The sequence below is a fragment of the Caproicibacterium sp. NSD3 genome (assembly GCF_053613275.1).
Map to the genome: position 1 here is coordinate 1,147,079 of NZ_CM132119.1, position 22,989 is coordinate 1,170,067.

General features: G+C 40.6%; 25 protein-coding genes and 1 riboswitch. Of the genes, 15 read left to right on the forward strand and 10 right to left on the reverse strand.

The genetic code is table 11. The annotated features are described in order from the left end of the window. Positions 1-4: 4 nt before the first annotated feature. The gene (locus ACVS9P_RS05695; protein ID WP_452102640.1) at positions 5-1,537 is read right to left on the reverse strand and encodes a YifB family Mg chelatase-like AAA ATPase; all 1,533 of its coding nucleotides are present in this window, start codon (positions 1,535-1,537) and stop codon (positions 5-7) included. A 208-nt stretch (positions 1,538-1,745) separates the two neighbouring features. Here ACVS9P_RS05695 and ACVS9P_RS05700 point away from each other — a divergent pair, with 208 nt between their 5' ends. The 7 genes from ACVS9P_RS05700 to ACVS9P_RS05730 all read left to right on the forward strand — a co-directional run bounded on the left by ACVS9P_RS05700 (position 1,746) and on the right by ACVS9P_RS05730 (position 6,814). Further along, positions 1,746-2,330: a sigma-70 family RNA polymerase sigma factor gene (locus ACVS9P_RS05700; protein ID WP_452102641.1), complete on the forward strand. Its 585-nt coding sequence runs from the start codon at positions 1,746-1,748 to the stop codon at positions 2,328-2,330. A gap of 117 nt (positions 2,331-2,447) precedes the next feature. Further along, complete coding sequence (locus tag ACVS9P_RS05705) at positions 2,448-2,729, forward strand: zinc-ribbon domain containing protein (RefSeq protein WP_180340808.1); 282 nt, start codon at positions 2,448-2,450, stop codon at positions 2,727-2,729. 135 nt (positions 2,730-2,864) lie between these two features. Then, entirely contained in the window at positions 2,865-3,062 is a 198-nt protein-coding gene (locus tag ACVS9P_RS05710; protein WP_452102642.1) for a DUF1858 domain-containing protein, read from the forward strand. Between the two features lie 79 nt (positions 3,063-3,141). Beyond that, the gene (locus ACVS9P_RS05715; RefSeq protein WP_452102643.1) at positions 3,142-3,831 is read left to right on the forward strand and encodes a class I SAM-dependent methyltransferase; all 690 of its coding nucleotides are present in this window, start codon (positions 3,142-3,144) and stop codon (positions 3,829-3,831) included. Between the two features lie 12 nt (positions 3,832-3,843). Beyond that, the gene (locus ACVS9P_RS05720; protein ID WP_452102644.1) at positions 3,844-4,614 is read left to right on the forward strand and encodes a Nif3-like dinuclear metal center hexameric protein; all 771 of its coding nucleotides are present in this window, start codon (positions 3,844-3,846) and stop codon (positions 4,612-4,614) included. A 16-nt stretch (positions 4,615-4,630) separates the two neighbouring features. Beyond that, positions 4,631-6,391: an Rqc2 family fibronectin-binding protein gene (locus ACVS9P_RS05725; protein WP_452102645.1), complete on the forward strand. Its 1,761-nt coding sequence runs from the start codon at positions 4,631-4,633 to the stop codon at positions 6,389-6,391. A 21-nt stretch (positions 6,392-6,412) separates the two neighbouring features. Next, a complete protein-coding gene (locus ACVS9P_RS05730; RefSeq protein ID WP_452102646.1) occupies positions 6,413-6,814 on the forward strand; it encodes a hypothetical protein in 402 nt (133 codons plus the stop codon). A 68-nt stretch (positions 6,815-6,882) separates the two neighbouring features. Here ACVS9P_RS05730 and ACVS9P_RS05735 read toward each other — a convergent pair whose 3' ends face one another. Genes ACVS9P_RS05735 through asd form a run of 4 tightly spaced genes read right to left on the reverse strand, consistent with a single transcriptional unit; the run spans position 6,883 to position 10,162 of the window. Then, the gene (locus ACVS9P_RS05735) at positions 6,883-7,347 is read right to left on the reverse strand and encodes an ACT domain-containing protein (RefSeq protein ID WP_452102647.1); all 465 of its coding nucleotides are present in this window, start codon (positions 7,345-7,347) and stop codon (positions 6,883-6,885) included. Next, positions 7,347-8,111 (reverse strand): 4-hydroxy-tetrahydrodipicolinate reductase, encoded by a 765-nt coding sequence (gene dapB / locus ACVS9P_RS05740; protein WP_452102648.1) that lies wholly within the window; start codon positions 8,109-8,111, stop codon positions 7,347-7,349. The genes ACVS9P_RS05735 and dapB overlap by 1 nt, the downstream gene beginning before the upstream one ends. 32 nt (positions 8,112-8,143) lie before the next feature. Continuing rightward, complete coding sequence (gene dapA / locus ACVS9P_RS05745; protein ID WP_452102649.1) at positions 8,144-9,031, reverse strand: 4-hydroxy-tetrahydrodipicolinate synthase; 888 nt, start codon at positions 9,029-9,031, stop codon at positions 8,144-8,146. A gap of 51 nt (positions 9,032-9,082) precedes the next feature. Beyond that, positions 9,083-10,162 (reverse strand): aspartate-semialdehyde dehydrogenase, encoded by a 1,080-nt coding sequence (gene asd, locus ACVS9P_RS05750; RefSeq protein ID WP_452102650.1) that lies wholly within the window; start codon positions 10,160-10,162, stop codon positions 9,083-9,085. Between the two features lie 131 nt (positions 10,163-10,293). Beyond that, positions 10,294-10,473, reverse strand: a riboswitch (Lysine riboswitch). A gap of 117 nt (positions 10,474-10,590) precedes the next feature. Here asd and queA point away from each other — a divergent pair. The 8 genes from queA to ACVS9P_RS05790 all read left to right on the forward strand — a co-directional run bounded on the left by queA (position 10,591) and on the right by ACVS9P_RS05790 (position 17,288). Further along, on the forward strand, positions 10,591-11,637 hold the full coding sequence (gene queA / locus ACVS9P_RS05755; protein WP_452102651.1) for a tRNA preQ1(34) S-adenosylmethionine ribosyltransferase-isomerase QueA: 1,047 nt from the start codon (positions 10,591-10,593) through the stop codon (positions 11,635-11,637). 21 nt (positions 11,638-11,658) lie between these two features. Beyond that, positions 11,659-12,789, forward strand: a complete 1,131-nt coding sequence (gene tgt / locus ACVS9P_RS05760; RefSeq protein ID WP_452102652.1) for a tRNA guanosine(34) transglycosylase Tgt — start codon at positions 11,659-11,661, stop codon at positions 12,787-12,789. A gap of 77 nt (positions 12,790-12,866) precedes the next feature. Then, complete coding sequence (gene yajC, locus ACVS9P_RS05765) at positions 12,867-13,202, forward strand: preprotein translocase subunit YajC (protein ID WP_452102653.1); 336 nt, start codon at positions 12,867-12,869, stop codon at positions 13,200-13,202. Positions 13,203-13,265: 63 nt separating this feature from the next. Further along, positions 13,266-13,688: a TIGR04086 family membrane protein gene (locus ACVS9P_RS05770; RefSeq protein WP_452102654.1), complete on the forward strand. Its 423-nt coding sequence runs from the start codon at positions 13,266-13,268 to the stop codon at positions 13,686-13,688. A gap of 66 nt (positions 13,689-13,754) precedes the next feature. Beyond that, entirely contained in the window at positions 13,755-13,901 is a 147-nt protein-coding gene (gene scfA, locus ACVS9P_RS05775; protein WP_180340795.1) for a six-cysteine ranthipeptide SCIFF, read from the forward strand. A 79-nt stretch (positions 13,902-13,980) separates the two neighbouring features. Beyond that, positions 13,981-15,357 (forward strand): thioether cross-link-forming SCIFF peptide maturase, encoded by a 1,377-nt coding sequence (gene scfB, locus ACVS9P_RS05780; protein WP_452102655.1) that lies wholly within the window; start codon positions 13,981-13,983, stop codon positions 15,355-15,357. A 360-nt stretch (positions 15,358-15,717) separates the two neighbouring features. Further along, a complete protein-coding gene (locus ACVS9P_RS05785) occupies positions 15,718-16,353 on the forward strand; it encodes a stage II sporulation protein M (RefSeq protein WP_452102656.1) in 636 nt (211 codons plus the stop codon). 44 nt (positions 16,354-16,397) lie between these two features. Continuing rightward, on the forward strand, positions 16,398-17,288 hold the full coding sequence (locus ACVS9P_RS05790) for a tyrosine recombinase (RefSeq protein ID WP_452102657.1): 891 nt from the start codon (positions 16,398-16,400) through the stop codon (positions 17,286-17,288). Between the two features lie 79 nt (positions 17,289-17,367). Here ACVS9P_RS05790 and ACVS9P_RS05795 read toward each other — a convergent pair whose 3' ends face one another. The 5 genes from ACVS9P_RS05795 to ACVS9P_RS05815 form a co-directional block, all read right to left on the reverse strand. Then, positions 17,368-18,363, reverse strand: a complete 996-nt coding sequence (locus ACVS9P_RS05795; protein WP_452102658.1) for a tyrosine recombinase XerC — start codon at positions 18,361-18,363, stop codon at positions 17,368-17,370. 316 nt (positions 18,364-18,679) lie between these two features. Further along, positions 18,680-20,056 (reverse strand): DNA repair protein RadA, encoded by a 1,377-nt coding sequence (radA, locus tag ACVS9P_RS05800; RefSeq protein WP_452102659.1) that lies wholly within the window; start codon positions 20,054-20,056, stop codon positions 18,680-18,682. 83 nt (positions 20,057-20,139) lie between these two features. Next, a complete protein-coding gene (locus ACVS9P_RS05805; RefSeq protein ID WP_452102660.1) occupies positions 20,140-20,880 on the reverse strand; it encodes an N-acetylmuramoyl-L-alanine amidase in 741 nt (246 codons plus the stop codon). Between the two features lie 103 nt (positions 20,881-20,983). Then, a complete protein-coding gene (locus ACVS9P_RS05810) occupies positions 20,984-22,375 on the reverse strand; it encodes an MATE family efflux transporter (RefSeq protein WP_452102661.1) in 1,392 nt (463 codons plus the stop codon). A gap of 30 nt (positions 22,376-22,405) precedes the next feature. Beyond that, positions 22,406-22,909, reverse strand: a complete 504-nt coding sequence (locus ACVS9P_RS05815; protein WP_452102662.1) for a DNA-deoxyinosine glycosylase — start codon at positions 22,907-22,909, stop codon at positions 22,406-22,408. Between the last annotated feature and the right edge of the window lie 80 nt (positions 22,910-22,989).

Here is a 22,989-nt window from a genome sequence, read left to right on the forward strand (position 1 = left end):
GACTTTATATTTGTCTGTTCCAATATTTGCGGTCCAATGACCGGTATTGTACTGCTTCTGCCACATGACGGGGCAAAATATCTTTCTGTCGGTCAAGATCCGCAATCGTTCTTGAGACTTTTAACACACGGTTATAAGCTCTTGCAGAGAGCCCTAACTTTTGAAATGCTTTTTTTAAAAGTATTTCTGCTGATGGGGTCAGTCTGCAGGCTTGCTGTAAAAATTCGGGTGTGATTTTTGCATTTGACCGGATATTAGTGCCGGAAAATCTTTGATCCTGAATTTCTCTGGCTTCCTGAACTCTTTCCTTTATCGCACTGCTGGGTTCCGCTTTTTGTTTACTAGCTAAAGCTTCATAAGCAACAGGTGGTACTTCAATGTGAAGATCAAGGCGGTCGAGCAGCGGCCCACTAACACGGTTTAAATAGCGGCTGACAGCTTGAGGAGTGCAGATGCATTCTCGAGTTGGATGGCCATAATATCCACATGGACATGGATTCATTGCGGCAACCAACATAACAGAGCAGGGATAGCGAATAGTACCGCTAACGCGGGAAATTGTAACAGTGCCATCTTCCAAAGGCTGCCGAAGTGCTTCAATAGCAGTGTGATTAAATTGTGGGAGTTCATCTAAAAAGAGGACCCCGTTATGTGCAAGTGAAAGTTCCCCGGGATGAGGAATCTGTCCGCCTCCCGATAATCCCGCAGCAGAAACGGTATGGTGAGGGGATCTGAAAGGCCTTTTTTGAATCAAGGAAGAACCTTCGGGCAACTCTCCCGCAATTGAATAAAGCTTCGTCGTTTCAATTTGTTCTTCAAAGCTCAAATCGGGCAAAATAGAAGGCAGACATTTTGCCAGCATGCTTTTTCCGGAACCGGGAGGACCGATCAAAAGAATATTGTGCCCACCGGCAGCGGCAATTTCCAAAGCACGTTTGGCCTGCTCCTGCCCACGAACATCCGCAAAGTCGGGTAAGCCCTGTTCCAATTTTAAATTTGGGCTTTCGGGGGTTTGTGGTAAAATTTTAATTTCTGCATGAAGAAATTTCAAAAGTTCCTTCACGTCTTGAATTGGATAAACCTCCATGCCTCCCACAACAGCAGCTTCGGCTGCATTGGCTTTCGGGACAATCATTTTTTGAAATCCTGCTTCGAAAGCGGCAATCGCCATTGGAAGAACTCCTTTAATAGGCCGAAGTTCTCCAGAAAGAGAAAGCTCTCCAAGAAATACGGTATCCCTAAAATCCCCTTTTAATTGACCGGAGGCACAGAGGAGAGCCGTAAAAATTGGCAAATCATAAATAGAGCCTTCTTTTTTTTGATTTGCCGGAGCCAGATTTACAATAATTTTTCCGGTAGGGAAGGAGAGCCCACAATTTTTAACTGCAGAACGGACGCGGTCTCTGGATTCCCGTACAGCGGCATCCGGAAGCCCAACAATTTCAAAGGATGGAAGTGCTCGACTTACGTCTGCTTCTACATAAACAGGGAATGCAGTAAACCCGTAAATTCCCATGCTACATATCTGAGTGACCATTTTTTACCTCCTCCGGATAAACTCCCTTTATTATACAACTTTTCCTTTAGAAAAAGGTAAAAAAAGCTTATATTTTGTGATATTTTATGAAACCTCTGCAATATAAAAAACAATTTTTGGACAACTAGAAAAATATTTATTGACTTCACTTGGGAAATGCTGTATGATAATGACAGTTTTTCAATTGGATGTTCATGAGGTGTAAAGTGTGAAAACAAGTATGAAAACGCCGGAAGAGGGGCTTTCTGATATTGAGTTGTCAGCTTTGATAAAAGCCGGAAATCCAGATGCGTTTTCAGAACTTGCAGAGCGCTATTTATCCTTGGTGAGGATCAAGGTTCTGCCTTATCGCTGTGCAATGTTAGACGGAGACGATCTTTGTCAGGAAGGTCTAATGGGACTTTATTCTGCCGCTTGTAGTTTTCAGCCAGAAGGAACAGCCTCTTTTCGAACATATGCAGCAGTTTGTATTGGAAATCGTATTTTATCTGCTTATCGCAAAGCAACAAATGATAAAAACCGTTTACTCAATGTTTCTGTTCCGCTTTTTGAGAAAGAAGAACTTTTTTCTCCCGAAGAAGAAAATCCAGAAGCGCGAATTATGGCAATAGAAGGATTCGAACTTCTCAAGCATAAAATTGAAAAAAACTTATCTAAAATGGAACAAAAAGTGCTAAGGTCATATCTTAATGGGAACAGCTATTCTGAAATTGCAGCGCAGTTAAAGATTACTGCGAAAGCGGCTGATAATGCTCTACAACGTGCCCGCCTTAAGCTTAGACAAACATTTTAGTGATCGCTTTCTTTTTTATATGCCCTAGTAGCTTAAGTTAGAGCGTTGTTAATCAAAGGCGACGGTGTGAATCCGTCTAGGGGCAAAATCTTATCATCCAAAGCGAGGTAAAATCAAATGTACGAAGACAAGACTCTCATCTGCAAGGAATGTGGCGCTGAATTCGTTTTCACCGCCGGCGAACAGGAGTTCTATGCTTCCAAGGGATTCGTAAATGAGCCCCAGCGTTGCAAGGCCTGCCGCGATGCCCGCAAGAATGCCGCTAGACCGGCACGTGAGATGTATACCGCAATTTGCGCAAACTGCGGTAAAGAAGCAAAAGTCCCCTTTAAGCCGCGTGAAGACCGTCCTGTATATTGCAGTGAGTGCTTTGCAAAGATGAAGGAGCAGCAGGGTTAAGTTGATTCTTTAATCTAACCATCATCTAAATGGTGTCTCAGACAAAACCTGAGGCACCATTTTGTATTGCAAAAGAAATTTTGGAGTACTATAATAAAAGAAAAAAGAAATCGAAAAAGTGTGGAGGAATCTCTTATGAAGATTACCAAAGATACCATTATTGGAGATATTATTGATATAGATCCATCAACGACTCCTTATTTTTTAGAAATGGGAATGCATTGTCTCGGATGCCCTGCTTCTAGAGGAGAAACTCTTGAAGAAGCCTGTATGGTACATGGCATCAATCCGGACGAACTGATTGAAAAATTAAACCAGCATTTCTCTAAATGAAATCTTTCAGATAATTGCTAACGCCGTCCGACAGATCGTTTTGCCGGACGGCATCTGATTATAAGGAGCGAAAATATAAATGGGATATCCTTTTCCTAAGCTTGGAGAACGTTTGCAGCTTTGTGCCTCTTTTGTTCGTTCCGGGGTTAGATTATGTGATATTGGAACAGATCACGGTTACCTGCCAATTCTTTTAGCAAAACAAGGGAAAATCCTTTATGCGATCGCTTCAGATATTCGTTCAGGGCCTCTTCAGAATGCCAAGGAAAATCTCCTGCGGTATAACGTCTCTGATCTCGTGGAAACCAGAACCTCTGATGGGCTTTTGGAAATTGAAGAGGATGAGGCAGATGATTTTGTGATAGCCGGCATGGGCGGCGAACTGATTATGAAAATTCTATCACAGAAATCATGGGTTAAAAATCCTCAGAAGCATTGGATTTTACAGCCAATGTCAAAAGCTTTCGAACTGAGAGCATTCTTATTTGAAAATGGATTTTTTACGCAGCAAGAAGAAGCTGTCATTGATGACAAAAAAGTCTATTCTGTGATGCTGGTTTCCTACGCGCCGGAGAAAATCCGCCGTCACCCAGGAGATTTATATATTGGGCAAATTCGTGCGGATTCTGAAGCCGGAAAAGCTTACTATCAAAAGGAACTGGAAGATTTGGAGAAGCGCCGCAGGGGAGCAATGATCTCTCATAAAAAAGCAGACGAAGAAAGATATGCTGCCGCAATTTTGGCGATCCAAAAGCTAGAAAATTTTTAAGAGGAGAGGATTATGATGACAAAAGCGCTTGATGTTTATCAATATATTGACAGTTTTGCTCCGTTTAATCATGCAATGGATTTTGATAACCCGGGGCTTCTTGTCGGGGATGGTTCCGAAAAAGTCTCTACCGCAATTTTGGCTTTGGATATTACTCCGGGTGTAATAGAAGAAGCAAAGCAAAAAGGTGCTCAATTGATCATAAGTCATCATCCGGTTATTTTTACGCCTCTCAAAAAGCTAATTCCAGGAACAGCTCCTTATGAATTGGTTCGCAATGGGATCGCCGCTATTTGTGCGCATACCAATCTGGATATGGCTCATGGTGGAGTCAATGATTGTCTTGCTGATCGTCTGGAATTGACGAACATCAGAACTTTAAAAGAATATGCACCGGGATTCCGAGAGGCATTGATGGGAGATTTGAAAATACCAATGGCTCCTTTTGAGTTTGCAAAGTTTGTAAAAGAATCATTACATGCTGATGGCCTTCGCTATACAAAAGGAGATAAACTAATTCATACAGTTGGTCTTTGCAGTGGCGGTGGAATCGATCTACTCGAAACTGCTATGCAGATGGGATGCGATGCTTTTGTAACGGGAGAAAGTAAGCACAATTTTCTGGTGGAAGCTAACTCTTATCATTATACGTTGATAGATGCCGGGCATTTCTTTACAGAAGATGTTGTCATCGAACCACTCCGTAAAAAATTAGAGACCCGTTTTCCAGAAGTCTGTTGGATAAAATCGGTTGTTATGAAAAGTCCGGCTTTTTATCTTTAAGGGGGAAGTTTAACACATGGCCTTAGATGGCGCATTTTTACATCATTTAAAACATGAGATTGAAGAAACGGCATTGGGAGCAAGGGTCGATAAACTCTATCAGCCAAATCGGAATGAAGTTGTTTTGATTCTGCGCTCCAGAGAAGGAATCTGGAAATTGCTGCTTTCTACCAGAGCGAACAGTGCAAGAATCCATTTCATCTCTTCAATTCCGGAAAATCCAAAGGTTCCGCCGATGCTTTGTATGCTCCTGCGAAAGAGACTAATTGGAGCAAGACTAGTCGGGATTCGTCAGCCGGGGCTAGAGCGCGTTCTGCTGCTCGATTTTGATGCGATTGATGAATTGGGAGACTCTGTCCGTTTGACGCTTGCTGCGGAAATCATGGGCCGTTACAGCAATCTGATTTTAATTGATAAAAATGGGAAAGTAATCGATGCTTTAAAGCGGGTAAATGCAGAGATGAGTTCTGAGCGTTTGGTACTGCCGGGAATTACCTATCAGCTGCCCCCGCCGCAGGAAAAGCTTTGCCTTTTAGATTTCTCTCCAGAAAAAATCATTCAAAAAGTTGAATCACTGCCCGCCGACATGGAACTTTCAAAAGCCCTTTTGAAAAGCGTACAAGGACTTTCTCCAATCGTATGCAGAGAGCTGCAATTTCAAATTGGCGGGGGACAGGAACTTTTTAATCACACTCTTTCTAATGAAATGAAAGAACGTACGATTTTCTTTTTGGGACAACTAAAAGAAACGGTGCTTCATTGCTCTGGAACTCCATATATGATATCCAACAATGAAAAACCATTTGACTTTTCATTTCTGCCGATTCATCAGTATGGAACGCAGGAGGTACTCGATCAAAAAGAAAATTTTTCTGAATTGTTGGATGATTTTTATGGAGAAAGAGATCGTGTCGAGCGAATGCGGATAAAAAGTCGCGATTTGCTTCATATTCTTTCTACCTCCTCAGACCGGTTAAGCAGAAAGATCAACACACAGCGGGGAGAATTGGAACAATGTGCAAAACGCGATGAACTGAGACTTTGCGGAGACTTGTTGAGTGCAAATTTGTATCGGATTGAGAAGGGAGCTTCTTCAGTTCAGCTTGAAAACTTTTATGAAGAAGCGATGCCAATGAAGACGATCTCTCTGGATCCAGCCTTAACGGCCAATCAAAATGCGCAAAAATATTATAAAGAATATCGAAAAGCACACACGGCAGAACAAATATTGACCGTCCAGATTCATGAAGCAGAAGAAGAGCTTCATTATCTTGATACCGTTTTTGATGAGCTTTCACGAGCAGAACTCGAAAGGGATCTTAACGAAATCCGCGCAGAATTGATGGAACAGGGATATATCAGAATTCCGAAAGGCGGAAAACAAAAGCAGCCAAAAGAATCCATTCCGTGGAAATTTATGACGAGTGATGGGTATTCTGTCTTGGTTGGGCGAAATAATCACCAAAATGATTTGCTTACTCTAAAAAAAGCCCATAAAAATGATCTATGGTTTCATACACAGAAAGTTCCAGGCTCCCATGTGATTTTAGAAATTTCTGGGGAAGCCCCTTCCGAAACAGCCATTTTGGAATGCGCTTCTTTGGCAGCTTTTTACAGTCACGCGAAAGATTCTGCTCAAGTCCCCGTGGATTATACGCTCGTACGCTATGTCAGTAAACCGCAGGGGGCAAAGCCTGGTATGGTGATTTACAGAGAGCAGAAGACGATTTACTGCACTCCTGATCCAGAGATCGTAAAACAACTGAAGAAATCTTAAATTCTTTGAGAAAGGATTTTTATGATGGATGATAAACAAAGAGAAAGTGATTTAGCCAGAGCTCATCAGCTGCGTGACGAAGTGATGCAGGGCCTTCATGCAGGAGAACCTGCAGAACGCCTACTTCTGAAAGCAATCGAGAGTATGGCACTGGCCGAAAATGACACGGTTTCTTTTGCAGAAGCAAAGCAAACGATGATCGCAGTTTATGGGGATGCTTTAGGACAAAAAGTTCCTCTGCAGATTGAATTGGAAGAATTTCAAAAACGCAGAGAACGAATTAAAGAGTCCTATGAGCGCTTTCAAAATACAGAAGAGCCGGATACCCTTGAGAGAATGTTGAATGCGATTCGTACTCATGATCACCGAATAGAGTATTTAAAAGCACGTTTAGCCGATCATTCGCAGGAGCAGGAAGAATAAAGCAAAACAAAAAAACAGCTTTTCATTTTTTAATGAAAAGCTGTTTTTTGTTTATAAACTGCAAATGCTTAATTCTTTTGAACGGCACCTTGAATTGCTTTCAGCGTATCATTATAGTCTGCCTCTGTTACAAGGACCGAAATATCTACATCGGAAGTCGTAACGATTCGAAAATCGGTATTAATAGAGGAAAATGCTGCAAAGATTTTTGCAGCCATGCCTGGAGTCTGCACCATATTTTCGTCGTAAATATTAATCTTGCAGTTATTGCTGCTGATAATAGGCTTAATTTGTGCTTTTTCTCGTAAAGCAGAAGTGAATTTTAAAATTTTGCCGAGATCTTCGTCCATGATGGTAAACGAAATCGCAGTGGATCCCCCTTGATTTGGCGAAAAAGAAATCATATCTACATTTACACCTAAATCTGCGATCTTTTCAAATACCTTCGCAATAAAATCAGGATCAACTGGACAGTTAAGTAGAGTCACAAGAGTAATTTCACTAGTAGTTGAGATCGATTCATTTTCACGCATTAAAATTGCCCCCCTTCTTTTAAAAGATCGGACATCTGATAAAATCCGGCTGGTTTTCCTGCAAGGAAGCAAGCAGCGTTAATTGCACCGATTGCAAAAATCTCTCTCGATTGAGCGGAGTGGGTTAATGTAATCACTTCGTGGTGACCGGCAAACATTACTTCATGTTCTCCAATAATGGTTCCGCCGCGAATAGATGAAATGCCAATCTCACTTTTTTCGCGTTTCTTTCTCTGAGAGTGGCGATCAAAAACATAATGAGTCTCGTCTCGAACAGAAGAAATGCCGTCGGCAATCATTAATGCTGTTCCGCTGGGAGCATCTAATTTTTGGTTGTGATGTTTTTCGATGATTTCAACATCAAAATCAGTCCCAAGAATTTTTGCAGCTTTTTTGGCAAGCTCAATCAGCAGATTGATTCCAATCGACATGTTTCCAGACCGAAAAATAGGAATTTCTTCAGAAGCTTCTTTGATCTCTTTTTCCTGTTCCTGGCTGTATCCGGTTGTACAGAAAACGACCGCAATCTTTTTGCTCTTTGCGTAGGACAGTAGGGAAGAAAGTGCTGCCGGATTAGAAAAGTCAATGATAACATCCACTTTTTCCGCTACATTAATTGGATTCGAATAGACTGGAAATTTGCAGGGGGCAGAACTTAAATCAACACCCGCAACCACTTGAGCGCTTTTTCGATTTTCCAACTCCTGAGCAACTACTTTTCCCATGTGACCATTACATCCACTGATCAGAATTTTCGTTCCCATGATTTTTTTACACATCCTGTTTTATAAAATTTTCAGAGAAGAGAAAGACTTTTTAAAACATTTTTTAAAAGTCCTTTTTTGGATTCATCCATTTCTGTCAGTGGCAGCCGACAAGGACCGCAATTCATGCCCATCATTTTCAGAGCTTCTTTTACAGGAATTGGATTTACATCTGTAAAAAGTGCATTCATAAGATCCAAATATTTTACTTGAAGCTCATTTGCTTTTTTTAGATCTCCCAACAACATTGCTGCACACAGATCGTGCATCTCTTGCGGCATGCAATTTGCAAAAACTGAAATAACACCTTTTGCACCAAGAGCCATCATCGGCAGAGTTTGGTCATCGTTGCCGGAGTATATATTTAATTCATCTTGACAAAGTGCAATGGTTTCAGAAACAGCAGAAATATTTCCGTTTGCTTCTTTTACACCATTGATCATTGGCAAATAGCTGAGTTCTCTATAGGTAGACGGCAAAACGTTTAAACCTGTACGCGATGGAACATTATAAATAATAATTGGGCTTTGTACTCGTTGGGCCAGAAAAGTATAATGTGCAATTAAACCTTTTTGTGAAGTCTTGTTGTAAAACGGAGTGACTAGAAGAAGTCCATCTACTCCGAGAGCTTCTGCTGTTTTGCAAAGCTCTAACGTCTTTTCCGTAGAATTGCTGCCCGCTCCGGCAATTACTGGGATTTTACCCCCAATTTTGTGAACGGTAAGATCAATAATCTTTGAATATTCTTCAGAAGTCAATGTTGGAGATTCACCGCTGGTCGCACAAGTAACAATTGCGTCTGTGTGATTTCGCAGGTGAAAGTCCAGAAGCTGCTCGAGCTGCCCATAATTTACAGAACCATCTTCATGAAAAGGGGTAACAAGGGCGACAGCAGACCCGGTAAACAAAGGCTGCTTCATAATTCAATTAATTCCTCCAATAAAATTGGCATTCGAAATTTTTCCGAACACTTAGTCGAGATAGCCTTTTGCGGCCAAAAGTTCTGCCATTAAAACTGCGCCTCCGGCTGCTCCGCGAAGCGTATTATGGCTGAAGCATACGAATTTAATGGTATATTGTGTATCCGGGCGAAGACGTCCGATGGAAACAGCCATACCATTTTCCAGATTACGCTCCAGACGAGGCTGAGGACGATCTGGTTCACGGAAATAGTGAAGAAACTGCTTTGGAGCACTTGGCAGATTTAGCTCCTGCGGAACTCCTTTGAAGTTTTCCCAACGCTCAATAATTTCTTCTAGAGAAGCCTTTTTCTCAAAGCTGGCAAAGACAGCTGCCATATGACCATCCGATACCGGAACACGCAGGCACTGACTGGTAACGCTAGGAGAAGTCGCTTCTACGATTTTTCCGTTTTCCACATGACCCCAGATCTTCATGGGCTCCTGTTCGCTCTTTTCTTCCTCACCACCAATGTATGGAATTACATTATCAATAATTTCCGGGAAGGTCTTAAATGTTTTTCCGGCGCCGGAAATTGCCTGATAAGTGCAGGCCAGAACCTTAGTAACATTTAAATCCATCAACGGATGAATTGCAGGAACATAGCTTTGCAGGGAACAGTTTGACTTTACACTGATAAATCCACGCTTTGTCCCCAGGCGTTTGCGCTGTGCGTTAATCACCTGTGCGTGATCAGCATTGATTTCCGGAATGATCATCGGGACATCAGGAGTATGACGATTTGCACTGTTGTTGCTCATAACAGGGCATTCGTGCTTTGCATAGAGTTCCTCGAGTGCTTTTGTATCTTCTTTTTTCATATTTACAGCGCAAAAAACAAAATCTACAAGTGCCGTCACTTTATCAACATCTTTTTCTGCGTCAAACACAATCATCTTTTTCATGCTTTCCGGCATCGGGGAAGAGAGAAGCCAACGGCCTGCAACGGCTTCTTCGTAGGTCTTTCCTGCGGAGCGGGCACTTGCTGCAAGAGCAGTTACATGAAACCATGGGTGGTTTTCCAGAAGCGTCGCAAAACGCTGCCCAACCATCCCGGTAGCGCCTATGATACCTACTTTGTACTGTTTCATAATGGACCGAAACCTCCTAAATTTTAATGATAGAGAAACTTCTTTTTATTAGCAAAACACAATAAAAAAAGCCGGACAAAGCCGGTCATCATTTTAGTATCTGATACTGAACGAATTCGAGATATCTTTCCGAATCCGATAGCACTCCATCGCAATGATGACAGTTGAGTTGCTTTCGCAAACGACACAACCAGAAAGTTTGTTTTGCCGCAAACAATTTTCTTCGGCAAACGACCCTTTTTGAAAGCCTCTTCGGAAATTCGGCAATCCTACTCTTTCATACTCATGCAGTTTGCGCCTCTATCAAGTATTTATTTTACCATGGCTTGATATTGATTGTCAATTTATTTATAATAAGAAAAGATTATGACATTTCACAAATTTTAAAAAGAAATTTTGGAAGTTGTCGGTAAGGAGATTAAATAAATATGTCACTTGATTTAAAAGACTTAAAAACAAAGGATTTTGCTTACGATCTGCCCAAAGAATTGATTGCACAAACGCCGATTGAACCTCGGGATGCTTCCAGACTAATGGTGCTTGATAAAGAGACCGGAAAGATCGAGCATGCGCATTTTCATGATATTGTTGACTTTCTTCATCCTGGAGACTGTTTGGTCCTGAACGATTCCAGAGTTCTTCCGGCAAGAATCTATGGAATTAAAGAAGGTACCGGTGCAAGGGTAGAGTTTCTTCTTCTGTGCAATCGTGGGAATGATATTTGGGAGGTCCTCTGTGGCCCCGGAAAACGGGCAAAGCCGGGCTCGAAATTTACATTTGGGGACAACCTTTTAAAAGCAGAAGTCCTCGAAATTATTGAAGATGGCAATCGTCTCGTAAAATTCAGCTACGATGGAAGTTTCTTTAGCATTCTCGATCAGATTGGACAAATGCCTCTTCCACCTTATATCAAAAAGAAATTGGAAAATAAGGAACGCTATCAAACCGTTTATTCAAGAGAAGTCGGTTCTGCCGCAGCGCCTACAGCCGGACTGCATTTTACGAAGGAACTTTTGCAGAGGGTTCGTGATATGGGAGTTAAGGTGGAATTTGTTACGCTGCATGTTGGATTAGGAACTTTTCGTCCGGTTACAGCAGAACATATTACAGACCATCAGATGCACTCTGAACATTATGATCTTCCTAAAGAGACCGCTGATGCGATCAATGAGACAAAGAAAAACGGCGGACGTGTGATTGCAGTTGGTACCACCAGCTGCCGTACTTTGGAATCAGTTGCGACAAAAGAAGGATGTATCAAGGAAAGCGAAGGTTGGACTGATATTTTCATTTATCCAGGCTATCAGTTTAAAGCCCTGGATGGACTGATTACCAATTTTCATCTGCCGGAAAGCACATTGATTATGCTTGTTTCCGCTTTAGCGGGGTATGACCACATTATGAATGCGTATAAAGTAGCGGTAGAGGAAAAATATCGGTTCTTCTCTTTTGGAGACGCGATGTTTATTCACTAAAAAATTAAAAAGGAAAATGATATGTATCAGCTTTTAAACCAGGAGGGTGCTGCACGGCGTGGACAGCTTACTACTGTGCATGGAGTTGTACAGACACCTGCTTTTATGAATGTTGCAACAGACGGTGCAATCAAAGGGGCTGTTTCTGCACTTGATCTAAAGGAACTTCATTGTCAAGTACAGCTTTGCAATACTTATCATCTGCATTTGCGCCCAGGAGATGATAAAGTTAAAAAACTCGGTGGACTTCAAGAATTCACTCAGTGGAATGGGCCTATTTTAACAGACAGTGGAGGCTTTCAGGTCTTTTCTTTGGCGAAGCTCCGCAATATTCAAGAAGAAGGCGTGACATTTGCCTCTCATATTGACGGACATAAAATTTTTATGGGTCCCGAAGAAAGCATGCAGATCCAATCCCATCTCGGAAGTACGATTGCGATGGCATTTGATGAATGCATGAAAAATCCGGCAGAGTACGATTATGCAAAGAGATCGATAGAGCGTACCACTCGCTGGCTGATTCGCTGCAAAGCGGAAATGGAACGTCTTAATTCTCTTCCAGATACGATTAATCCGCAGCAGATGCTCTGGGGAATCAATCAGGGAGCAACCTACAAGGATTTGAGAATTGAGCATATGAAGGCAATTCGGGAACTCGATCTGCCGGGATATGCAATCGGCGGATTGGCTGTCGGAGAAAGTGCCGACGTTATGTACGATATTATTGAAACGATCGAACCTTATATGCCGAAAGATCGTCCACGTTATCTGATGGGGGTAGGCACGCCGGCTAATATTCTAGAATCTGTTCGGCGCGGTGTTGATGTCTTTGATTGTGTTATGCCTACTAGAAATGCGCGGCACGGCCATGCATTTACAATGCAAGGGATTCGGAATCTGATGAATGCAAAGTATGAGCTAGATATGCTGCCAATAGAAGAAGGCTGTCAGTGTCCTACCTGCCGTCATTTTACGAGGGCTTATGTGCACCATCTGATGAAGGCTGGCGAGATGTTGGGGATGCGTCTCATGGTCCTTCATAATCTCTATTTCTATAATACACTGATGGAAAAAATTCGTGATTCATTGGATAAAAATGAATTTGAACAATTTTATTCAAAAGTTTTGCCCTCTATCAGCATTCGAATTTAAAAACATCTTGCAACAAGCGACAATCCTTGTTATAATGATCTCATTGTGTTCCTATATTTTTGGAGGTGTAAAACAGCATGGACAATACTTGGTGGATATGGGTATTTTATGGCCTAATTATTTTCGGTTTCTATTTCTTCCTGATCCGTCCACAAAACAAGAAGAAAAAGCAAGAAGATCAGATGCGCAAAAGTGCTGAGATCGGTGATGACGTTACAACGATTGGCGGTATTGTTGGCAGAGTAGTCGGAATAAAAGACGATGACGATTCTCTGATCATTGAAACTGGAACAGATCGTGTAAAGATGCGTGTAAAGCGTTGGTCAATCGGCAGCGTGGATACGATTCGCGATGAGCCTGAAAAGAAAGACGATAAAGCAGATAAAAAAGCCAGTAAAAAATCCGATAAATAATTATGAATAGCCCGTACGCTTTCCGCATACGATTGTAACAGATCGAGCGGGAGGCGCTTTTTTATGTCACATAAAAAGAGAGTAGTAGCTTTTTCTTCGACTTCACCGGCTTTGACCATTTTTCGTGCAGTCCTGTTTGGCACGATATTCGGAACGATTTTTTGTGCCGTGCTGTTGCTGATTTGTGCATGGGTAATTACCAGCATCGGACAGATTCCACAAGACTACCTTCAAACGATTATCTTGGGGATTTCCGGAGTCAGTGCCTTTTTAGCAGGGCTAGTTGCTGCGAAAGTTGGGAAAAAGCGCGGATTGATTTTAGGTGCTATCTGCGGAGTGGTGTTGTTTTTAATCTGTCTGTTAGCAGGAATGCTTCATAGCCAGGTTGAAAATGCGGCAGCTGTTCTTATGCGCCTGATTATTATGAGCTTGGCGGGAGCTTTGGGTGGCTTTGTAATGGCTGGAAAACCTACAAAAATCAAATAGGGACTTTCTTTTAGCCTGAAATTATGGTACAATTAGAAAAAATAAGTCGAAAGGTTGGTATAACATATGAAACAGATTAAAACTTTAAATCAGGCTAATTTAAAAGAAAGTGCTGTTAAAGGCGGATGCGGCGAGTGCCAGGCTTCCTGCCAGTCTGCCTGCAAGGTTTCCTGCACGGTAGCAAACCAGAAATGTGAGAACAAAAACCGGTAATTAACCGCTATTTTAAACAAAGCATTTCAAAGGGACAGATTTCTGTCCCTTAATTTTTGTAATAATGGAGTATCGTTTTATGATCCATAAGTATGCTTTAAATGGCTATAGAATTGTTCTGGATACCAACTCTGGTGCGGTTCATCTTTTTGATGAGGCGCCTTTTGCACTGCTTGATTATTGTGATGATCAGGTACCGGACAAGCTTCCGCAGGAAGCAATTGCTGCTTTGCAGCCAAAATTCGGTAAGAATGTTTTAGAGGAAGCCCATCAGGAACTTTTAGAACTGCAAAAAATGGGACAACTTTTTTCTTCCGACGATTATGCGCAGTATGCAGGTATGATGCGGGGAGCTCCCATTAAATCAATGTGTCTAAATGTGGCACATGACTGCAACTTGCGCTGTGAATACTGCTTTGCGGCAAAAGGTGATTTTGGTCGTGGGCGTATGTTGATGCCGCTGAATGTTGCAAAAAAATCAATAGATTTTTTGATTGCAAATTCAGGAGATCGCTATAATCTCGAGCTGGATTTCTTTGGCGGAGAGCCCCTCATGAACTTTGATGTTGTAAAAGAGACGGTTCGTTATGCTAGGTCTTTAGAAAAAGAGCATCATAAAAATTTCCGTTTCACGATTACGACAAACGGGATTTTGCTCGACGATGATAAGATTGATTTTATTAATCGTGAAATGTCGAATTGTGTTCTTTCCATTGACGGACGAAAAGAAGTAAATGATCGTCTGCGCGTTCGTGCTGATGGGAAAAGCGGATCATATGATGCAATTGTGCCGAAATTTCAAAAGTTGGTTGCCTCTCGTGGGGACAAAGACTATTATGCTCGCGGCACTTTTACAAAATATAATTTGGATTTCACAAAAGACATTTTACACTTAGTGGATTTAGGATTTGATCAGATTTCAGTAGAGCCTGTTGTATCAGACCCAAAACTGGATTACTCAATTAAAGAAAAAGATCTTCCCAGAGTGTTTGAAGAATATGATCGACTGTCTCAGGAGATTATCAAACGCAGAAAAGAGGGAAGAGGGTTTAACTTCTTCCATTTTATGATTGATTTGAATCAGGGTCCCTGTGCAATCAAACGTCTGCGTGGCTGTAGCTGTGGAAACGAATATGTGGCTGTTACCCCAGAGGGCGATATTTTCCCTTGTCATCAATTCGTAGGAGACGACAAATGGAAAATGGGAAGTGTTCTGGATGGAACCTATGATCACGCAATGAAGGATCGATTTGCTGCAGCAAATGTATACGCAAAATCAGAATGTATGAAATGTTGGGCAAAATTTTATTGCAGCGGTGGATGCAACGCAAATAATAATCAATATGAGCATGATATTTTGAAAGCACATAAAATTTCTTGTGACCTTGAGAAAAAACGTTTGGAATGTGCAATCATGATTCAGGCAGCAATGGCGGATTTTCATTCAGAATCATAAAACTTGTTTTTTAACAAGATATAGTATTAAAAATACACGTGCTGTGCCAGATACGCAGCACGTGTATTTTTATGCATTTCTATACATTTTCGAATTTCATAATCAAGGTTACATAATTCTGAAATAGGTTACATAATCCTCGTTACATAAATTAATGAGGAATGCATAAAAATTAAGGAAATGTATGAAAAGGTGTTGAAAAACGCTTTAAAATGGTATATAGTAAGTAAATACAAGGGATTGAAACTCCCATCAAGTACCGTTTTGGTAAAAAATCCCCACTAGTTTTTAGATAACATATTTCGGAACAATGATTCATATATCTTTTCTGGACAAACAAAGCAGAAAGGATGTATGTGCATGAAAGCCGTTATTTCTTATAATAAAAATCGGATTAATCTCAGCGTGATTTCGGAGGCACTTCATAAGTATCATCGGTTGGCTCTTTGGGCCGTTATTTTACTTGCTGGAGTCATCTGTGGAGCGTTGTTATCAGTCAAATTAGATGTTTCTCATCTGCAAAAAGTGGAACAGCTTTTTGCTAGCAATTATTCTTCTTTGACAACAGAAACTGCTGGGCAAAAATTTGCATCGTCTATCTCTGCTTCATTTTTATTTGTATTTGCCTGCTTTTTATGCGGGCTTTCCGTTTGGGGAGCTTTTTTTATTCCGATGATTCCTTTTTTTAGAGGGATTGGAATCGGAATTACAGGCGGATATTTGTATTTGATGCGCGGAATGCAGGGATTTTTCTTTTATGGTTTAATTTTGTTGCCAGGTGCTTTTTTCAGTTGTTTGTCCGTCCTTTTTGCCTCTAATTTTTCTTGGAGCTTTTCTAAAAGGATCTCTTCTGCCGGACTATTTGGCAAAGAAGCACCACCGGAACTTTTAACATACTTTCAGCAATTTGGAATTGTGTTGTTACTATCGATTGTCGGCGCTGCACTTGATACGGTATTATCCGTTGGATTTTCTGGGAAATTTATTTTTGCATGATTAAATTTGACTTTATGATTTTTAGAGAGAGGAGAGTGAAAAGGATGAAGGATTACTGTGCGGAATTTAAAAATTACTTGATGAAAGTAAAAAAGGTTTCCAATAATACTTTGGATTCTTATTTACGAGATTTACAAAATTATTTGGAGTTTTTGAAAGAGCAAAAAACACTCCCCGTTGATGCTGATTCCGCAACAGTAGATCAGTATGTAAAATATTTAAAAGATGCGAAAAAATCGAATGCTACCATTACTCGTCATATTGCTTCTACTCGCTGCTTTTACCAATTTCTGATGATCAATGGAAGTGTGAGTGAAAATCCGGCGAAAGGGATTAAACTAGACAAACCGGAAAAAAAGCTTCCTCAGATTTTAAGCGGTGAGGAAATTGAATTGCTTTTGTCGCAGCCGAATGCAAAAGAACTAAAGGGCTGCCGCGATAAAGCAATGTTGGAGCTGCTTTATGCTACGGGAATCCGTGCATCTGAATTGGTAGACTTGAATGTGGAAGATATTAACCTGCATACAGGCGTTCTCTGCTGCCATAGCGGGAAAAGTGAGCGAGTCATTCCTGTTTATGCACAAGCAGTGACAGCCATTTCGGATTATATTTTTCGTGTCCGTAGAATGATTATTTCGCCAGATGGCGGACAGGCACTTTTTACGAACCTAAATGGACGTCGTTTAACACGCCAGGGATTTTGGAAAATCGTAAAAGGGTATGCGGAAACTGCTGGGATTACAAAAGAAATTACACCGTATACACTCCGTCATTCTTTCGCACTTCATCTACTCGAAAATGGTGCAGAATTGAAAGATATTCAGCAGATGCTTGGTCATGCTGATATTTCCTCTACACAGGTTTATGTTCGTCTTTTAAACGATCATTTTAAAGAGGTTTATAATCATTGTCATCCTCGTGCAAAGCTTGGCTAAAGATCACAGGAAAACGGGGAAGAGAGGCTTAAAAAAATAGAGACGGAAAATCCGTCTCTATTTTTTTATTGCGTATTTTTTATTTATGATCTGATTTTGGTTTAATATGCGCTAAGGGATTTGATTCTGCAGCCTGTTCCATTTGTTGATCAGACAAATGCGTATAAATTTCTGTAGTGCCAAGATTTTCATGGCCTAAAATATCTTTCAAAACTCGAATATCCACATGTCCTTTTTGATACATGAGGGTCGCTGCTGTATGGCGAAGCTTATGTACACTGTATCCAGGGCCACCCAGATCAATGTCTGCCAAATATTTTTTGACTAAGGCTTGTACCGTTTTAGGACTAATACGTTTGTGCTGCCGACTAATAAAAAGTGCCGTTCGATCAATCAAATGATCTTTTGGCCGAACTGCAATATAACGATTAATGGCATCCTGACAGGCTTCATTTAAGTAGACAATTCGCTCTTTATTTCCTTTACCAATAATCCTCAAAGTTCCGCTATTATGCCGAACATCAGTAAGGTTCAACCCAACTAGTTCAGAAAGACGCATTCCACAATTTAAAAATAGAGTCAAAATGCAATAATCGCGTTCCTTATAAGGCCCTTTTACTGCCGACAGCAGTTCGATACTTTGTTCGAGAGATAAATATTTAGGAAGTCTTTTTGGTGTTTTTGGAGTCTCTAATTCTTGAACGGGATTGATTTTCAGCTGATTGGTTTTATTGGTCAGATATTCAAAAAAGGTGTGTAAACTGCTGACTTTACGGGAACGTGCTGCGGCATGATTATGTCGTATGGTCTGTAGATAATGAAAGTACTCATAAACTTCTGTTAAATCAACGGTTTTTAAAAGTTCAAGATCAATATCGGAAATTGAAATTTTTTCAAATGGAGTTTCTGGTGGAACCAGTTCGCGACTAGATTTTAAATATCTAAAAAAAGTGCGAAGATCAAAATAATATTCCTGTACGGTTTTGGGAGATTTTCCTTTGATCGCTTCCAAATAAATTAGAAAGCGTTTTAAGATATCCGGTGCATCGGAATAATCAAAAGCTGGCTGCTCCATTTTCCCCCTCCTCAATTATACAAAATATTCATTTTGTATAATTAGATTATAAATCATAAAAAGTAATTAAAGTAATTCTCAATGCTATCGAGCACAATTTTTATCTTTTCTATGTATATCTTATCCCCAAAATCCTCATACTTTTATAAAATTCAAATATAAAAATGAGGTGAGTTTTCTATGATCGTTCATTGTGATGTAGATTGCACTTATCAAAAAGATGGATATTGTCAGATAGAATGCCCTTATCAGCCAAACGGTTGTGTTCACTGTGTTTATGTGATGAAACGCTCTGACTATGAAAGTGGAGACTGTGTTAGCCTCCAAGAGCCCCAATTGCCTGGCGAATATTCTTCACTCCAATAAGTTCAATCCCGCTGTAGCGCCCTTCTAGATTCTTTAAACAGTTTGCCGGAAGGATACAACGCTTAAACCCCATTCTTGCACATTCGCTGACTCGCTGATCGGCATGCAAAACCGATCGAATTTCTCCTGCAAGACCGATTTCTCCAAATACGACGGTATCTTCCGGAACCGGCAAATCTTTCAAGCTGGAAATCAGAGCAATCGCAACCGCAAGATCACAAGCAGGTTCTTCTAATCGCAGACCACCAACCACATTTAAATAAGCGTCCAAATTAGAAAAATAGTAACCTCCACGCTTTTCTAATACCGCTAAAAGTAAATTCATACGGTTATAGTCAAACCCGGTAGACATTCGCCTCGGATTTCCAAATCCTGTTGTTGTAACAAGTCCTTGGATCTCTGCTAAAATAGATCTGCTTCCCTCTAAAACGCATGTTACACAGGTCCCAGATACATGAGTTGGCCGACCGGAAAGCAGCGCCATAGAAGGATTAGGAACTTCTTTTAATCCATGGTCTCCCATATCAAAAACACCAATTTCGTTGGTAGAACCATAACGATTTTTTACCGCTCGTAGAATCCGATAACTCATTTGACGGTCGCCCTCAAAATATAATACGGCATCTACGATGTGTTCCAAAACCTTTGGTCCCGCGATTGCGCCGTCTTTGTTAACGTGTCCTACTAATATAGTGGGAATCTCCAGTTCCTTTGCTGTTCTCATATATAAATTTGTGCATTCACGAACCTGCGTGATACTGCCGGGAGCAGAATTCAATTCGGAGAGATTCATCGTTTGAATGGAATCGATCATCACAAGATCCGGCTTTGTTTCACGAATTTGCTCTGTAATTAGTTGAACATCCGTCTCAGTCAAAATCAAAAGGTTTTCTGAATGGACTTGGAGTCTGGAAGCCCTCAATTTAATCTGCCGACTGGATTCTTCTCCGGATACATATAAAATTCGGAGTGCTTTCCCTAAATGCTCACAGATCTGGAGTAAAATCGTACTCTTACCGATTCCAGGCTCTCCACTGATTAGGATTAAAGAACCTTTTACAATTCCCCCTCCTAATACACGATCCAACTCCCCTACCCCAGTCTGATATCGAGTTTCTATATCGGTGCTGATCTCAGAAAGAAGCTGTGGATGCTGACGACCTTTCATCGAATATAGCGTAGATTTTGGGGACACGTTTCGAACAGGTTCCCTAATTTCTTCGTTCATTGTATTCCACTCGCCGCAGCCAGGACATTTTCCATACCATTTTGGGGATTCATATCCGCATTGGCTGCAGACATAGATACTTTTGGATTTTCCAGACATAATATTCCTCACAAAGCAAAAAGCTCAAATTTTTAATTACTTGTTTTTAATTACTTTTAGTTTACTACAAATGATCGTTTTCTTCAATCCCCAGAAGAAGTCTGATCAGAAGGGTTTGTTAAATAAGCGTTGATGCCCTCGAAAATTGCGCAGGAAATTTTTTCCTGATATTCCGAATCATTTAAAAGCTTTGCTTCCGAATCATTGGAGAGAAAGCCACATTCCACTAAAACTGCCGGACTTTTCGCGTGCCAAAGAAGATAAATACTGCTGGTAGCTGGCTTTAATTGACGATCATTATCCGGTTGAACAGAATTCACAATGCTGGCTCGAATGGATTCTGCCAGAGTCTTACTTTGCGTATCGTTTTTGGAATAAAAAACTTGTGCACCGCAGTATCTGCTTTCGCTAAAATAATTTTGATGAATACTGATAAAAACAGCGCCAGGAGTTCCTTGTAAAATAGCAAGCCGCTGGTGGATATCAGAGGTTTTGCGTTCATGTATAGTAGACAGCTTAGGGTCCCCTAAAGAAATATCGCTGTCTCGAGTCATGATTACCTGATAACCGGAGTCCGATAGCTTTTTTTGCAGCATTTGGGTAATTGCAAGATTCAAATCTTTTTCCGGCAGCTGAGATTTTCCGGTAGCGCCTCCATCTTCCCCACCGTGCCCTGCATCAAGAATAATCGGTGGATTGGGATTGACTTTTGCCGCTGCAAGTTTAGCTGCCTGATGATAGGAACAAAAAGTTAACGTTAAAAGCCCTGTACAACAGAGAGCCAAAGCCAAAATAGTCAATTTGTTTTTTCGGGAATGCTTCATTTTTTTCACCGCCCGAAAAAATATATGCGTTAAAAACAGCAATCATACAAAAAGCAGCCTGTTTTGTAAAAGAACAGGCTGCTTAAAAAATATCCATTTAAGTTTAAAATTTAGAAAGCATTTTTTTCTTAATTCGGCCATGCAACAAGATACTTGCGATGCAAGAGAAAAACTCTGCAATTGGGAAAGCATACCAAATTGACGGTAAAGAGTGTGTCAAGATGGACAGCAAATAAGCAGCCGGAAGTAAAATGCAAAGTTGTCTTAATAAAGAGACGAGAAGGCTGTAAGTTCCCTTCCCTACTGCCTGAAATTCGCCCGAGAACGTAATTCCGATAGCAGCTGGGATAAAGCAGAGGCTGATCGTTTTAAGCGCAGGAATGCCTATTGAAAGCATCACATCGGAAGCATTGAAAATTCCCAGCAACAGATTTGGAATCGTCCAAAACACGACAACGCCAATCATCATAATCACCACAGCAATAATGGTTCCGTAGCGAAGGCAGTTTTTCATACGGCCTTTATTTTGTGCGCCAAAATTATACCCTATAATTGGCATGATCCCTTGATTCAGTCCAAAAACAGGCATAAAAACAAAAGATTGCAGTTTAAAATAAACACCAAAGAAAGCAACTGCCGTTTCGGTATAGGACATCAAAATTGCGTTAATTCCCATTACCATCACGGAACCGATAGACTGCATTACAATTGCAGGCAGTCCGACTTCGTAGATGTTTTTAATAATTCTTCCATTTATATGAAAATGGTGAAAAGAAACAGTAATTTCGTGTTCTTTTTTTGTAAGAACGATAAGTGCTACTATCATTGAAAGAATTTGTCCCAAAACAGTAGCAATTGCTGCACCAGCTACACTCATTCTTGGGACTCCAAATAATCCAAAGATAAAAATAGGATCCAAGATAATATTGGTAACAGCGCCAATCAGCTGGAACATCATTGGATACAGCATATTCCCGGTTGCTTGTAGGGACTTTTCAATATTGACTTCCACAAAAACGCCAAAAGAAAAGAAGCATACAATCTGCATATACTGTGTGCCCATTTCGATGACTTCTGGTGTGCTTGTAAACAATTCGATAAACGGACGTGAAAAAAAGCCAATGATAAAAAAAACAATATAATTCAGAAGACCTAAAAGAATTCCGTGTGTAGCCGCAGAATTTGCTTCCGAAAAATTTTGTTCGCCAAGGCGTCTTGATACCAGAGAATTAATTCCGACTGCAGTACCAATTCCAAGAGCAATCAACAGGCTTTGAATTGGAAACACCAAAGAAACGGCTGTTAAGGCATCTTCACTGATTTGTGCAACAAAATAACTGTCTACTACGTTATAAAGAGCCTGAATCATCATAGAGAACATTGCCGGCACTGCCATTGAAATAATTAGCGGAAACATTGACTTCGTTCCCATTTTATTTGGTGTTAAAGGCTGTGTTTGTTCGTTTTTTTGATCAATCATTTCGTTTTTTTCCATGTAGTTCCTCCCTAAAATATGTTACTTCATTCATTTCATGCTGACAGTATTCAACAAAACACGATAAGCGTCTACCAAATCATAAAAGCTCATACGGCAATTAGCGGGGCTTGTAGAAGGCAAAGCAATTGCATGAATTTCAGTTTTTGGATAAACCAAGCTTTCGTATAGCTGAAAAGCTTTTTTCCCTGTTGTATAAATCGATTGAATTTCTGTTTTCTGTAGTAAAACTGAAAAATCATTTGGAACAGGTTCCGTAATTGATTGATCAGAAGCACCACAAATTTGACAAGATTTTAGAACATCCCACAGAGCAATTTGATGCTGCAAAAGAAAAGAAATTTTTTCTGCATTAGAATTTGGAACAGGTTCGCCAAAAATTTCGGCTAAAACGTGCCAGAAACGATTTTGAGGATGCCCATAATAAAATCCTACCATACGGGATTTAGGGGAAGGCATTGTCCCCAAAATCAAAGCTTTACATTCTGAGTTCCAGACCGGTTCCAAAGGATGTATAATCTTTTTAGAGACCATGATCTAAATTCTCCTATCGAAGTTAAATCAGCTTATCAAATTATTAAAAAAAGACCAAATCTCGAAAGAGATTCGGTCTT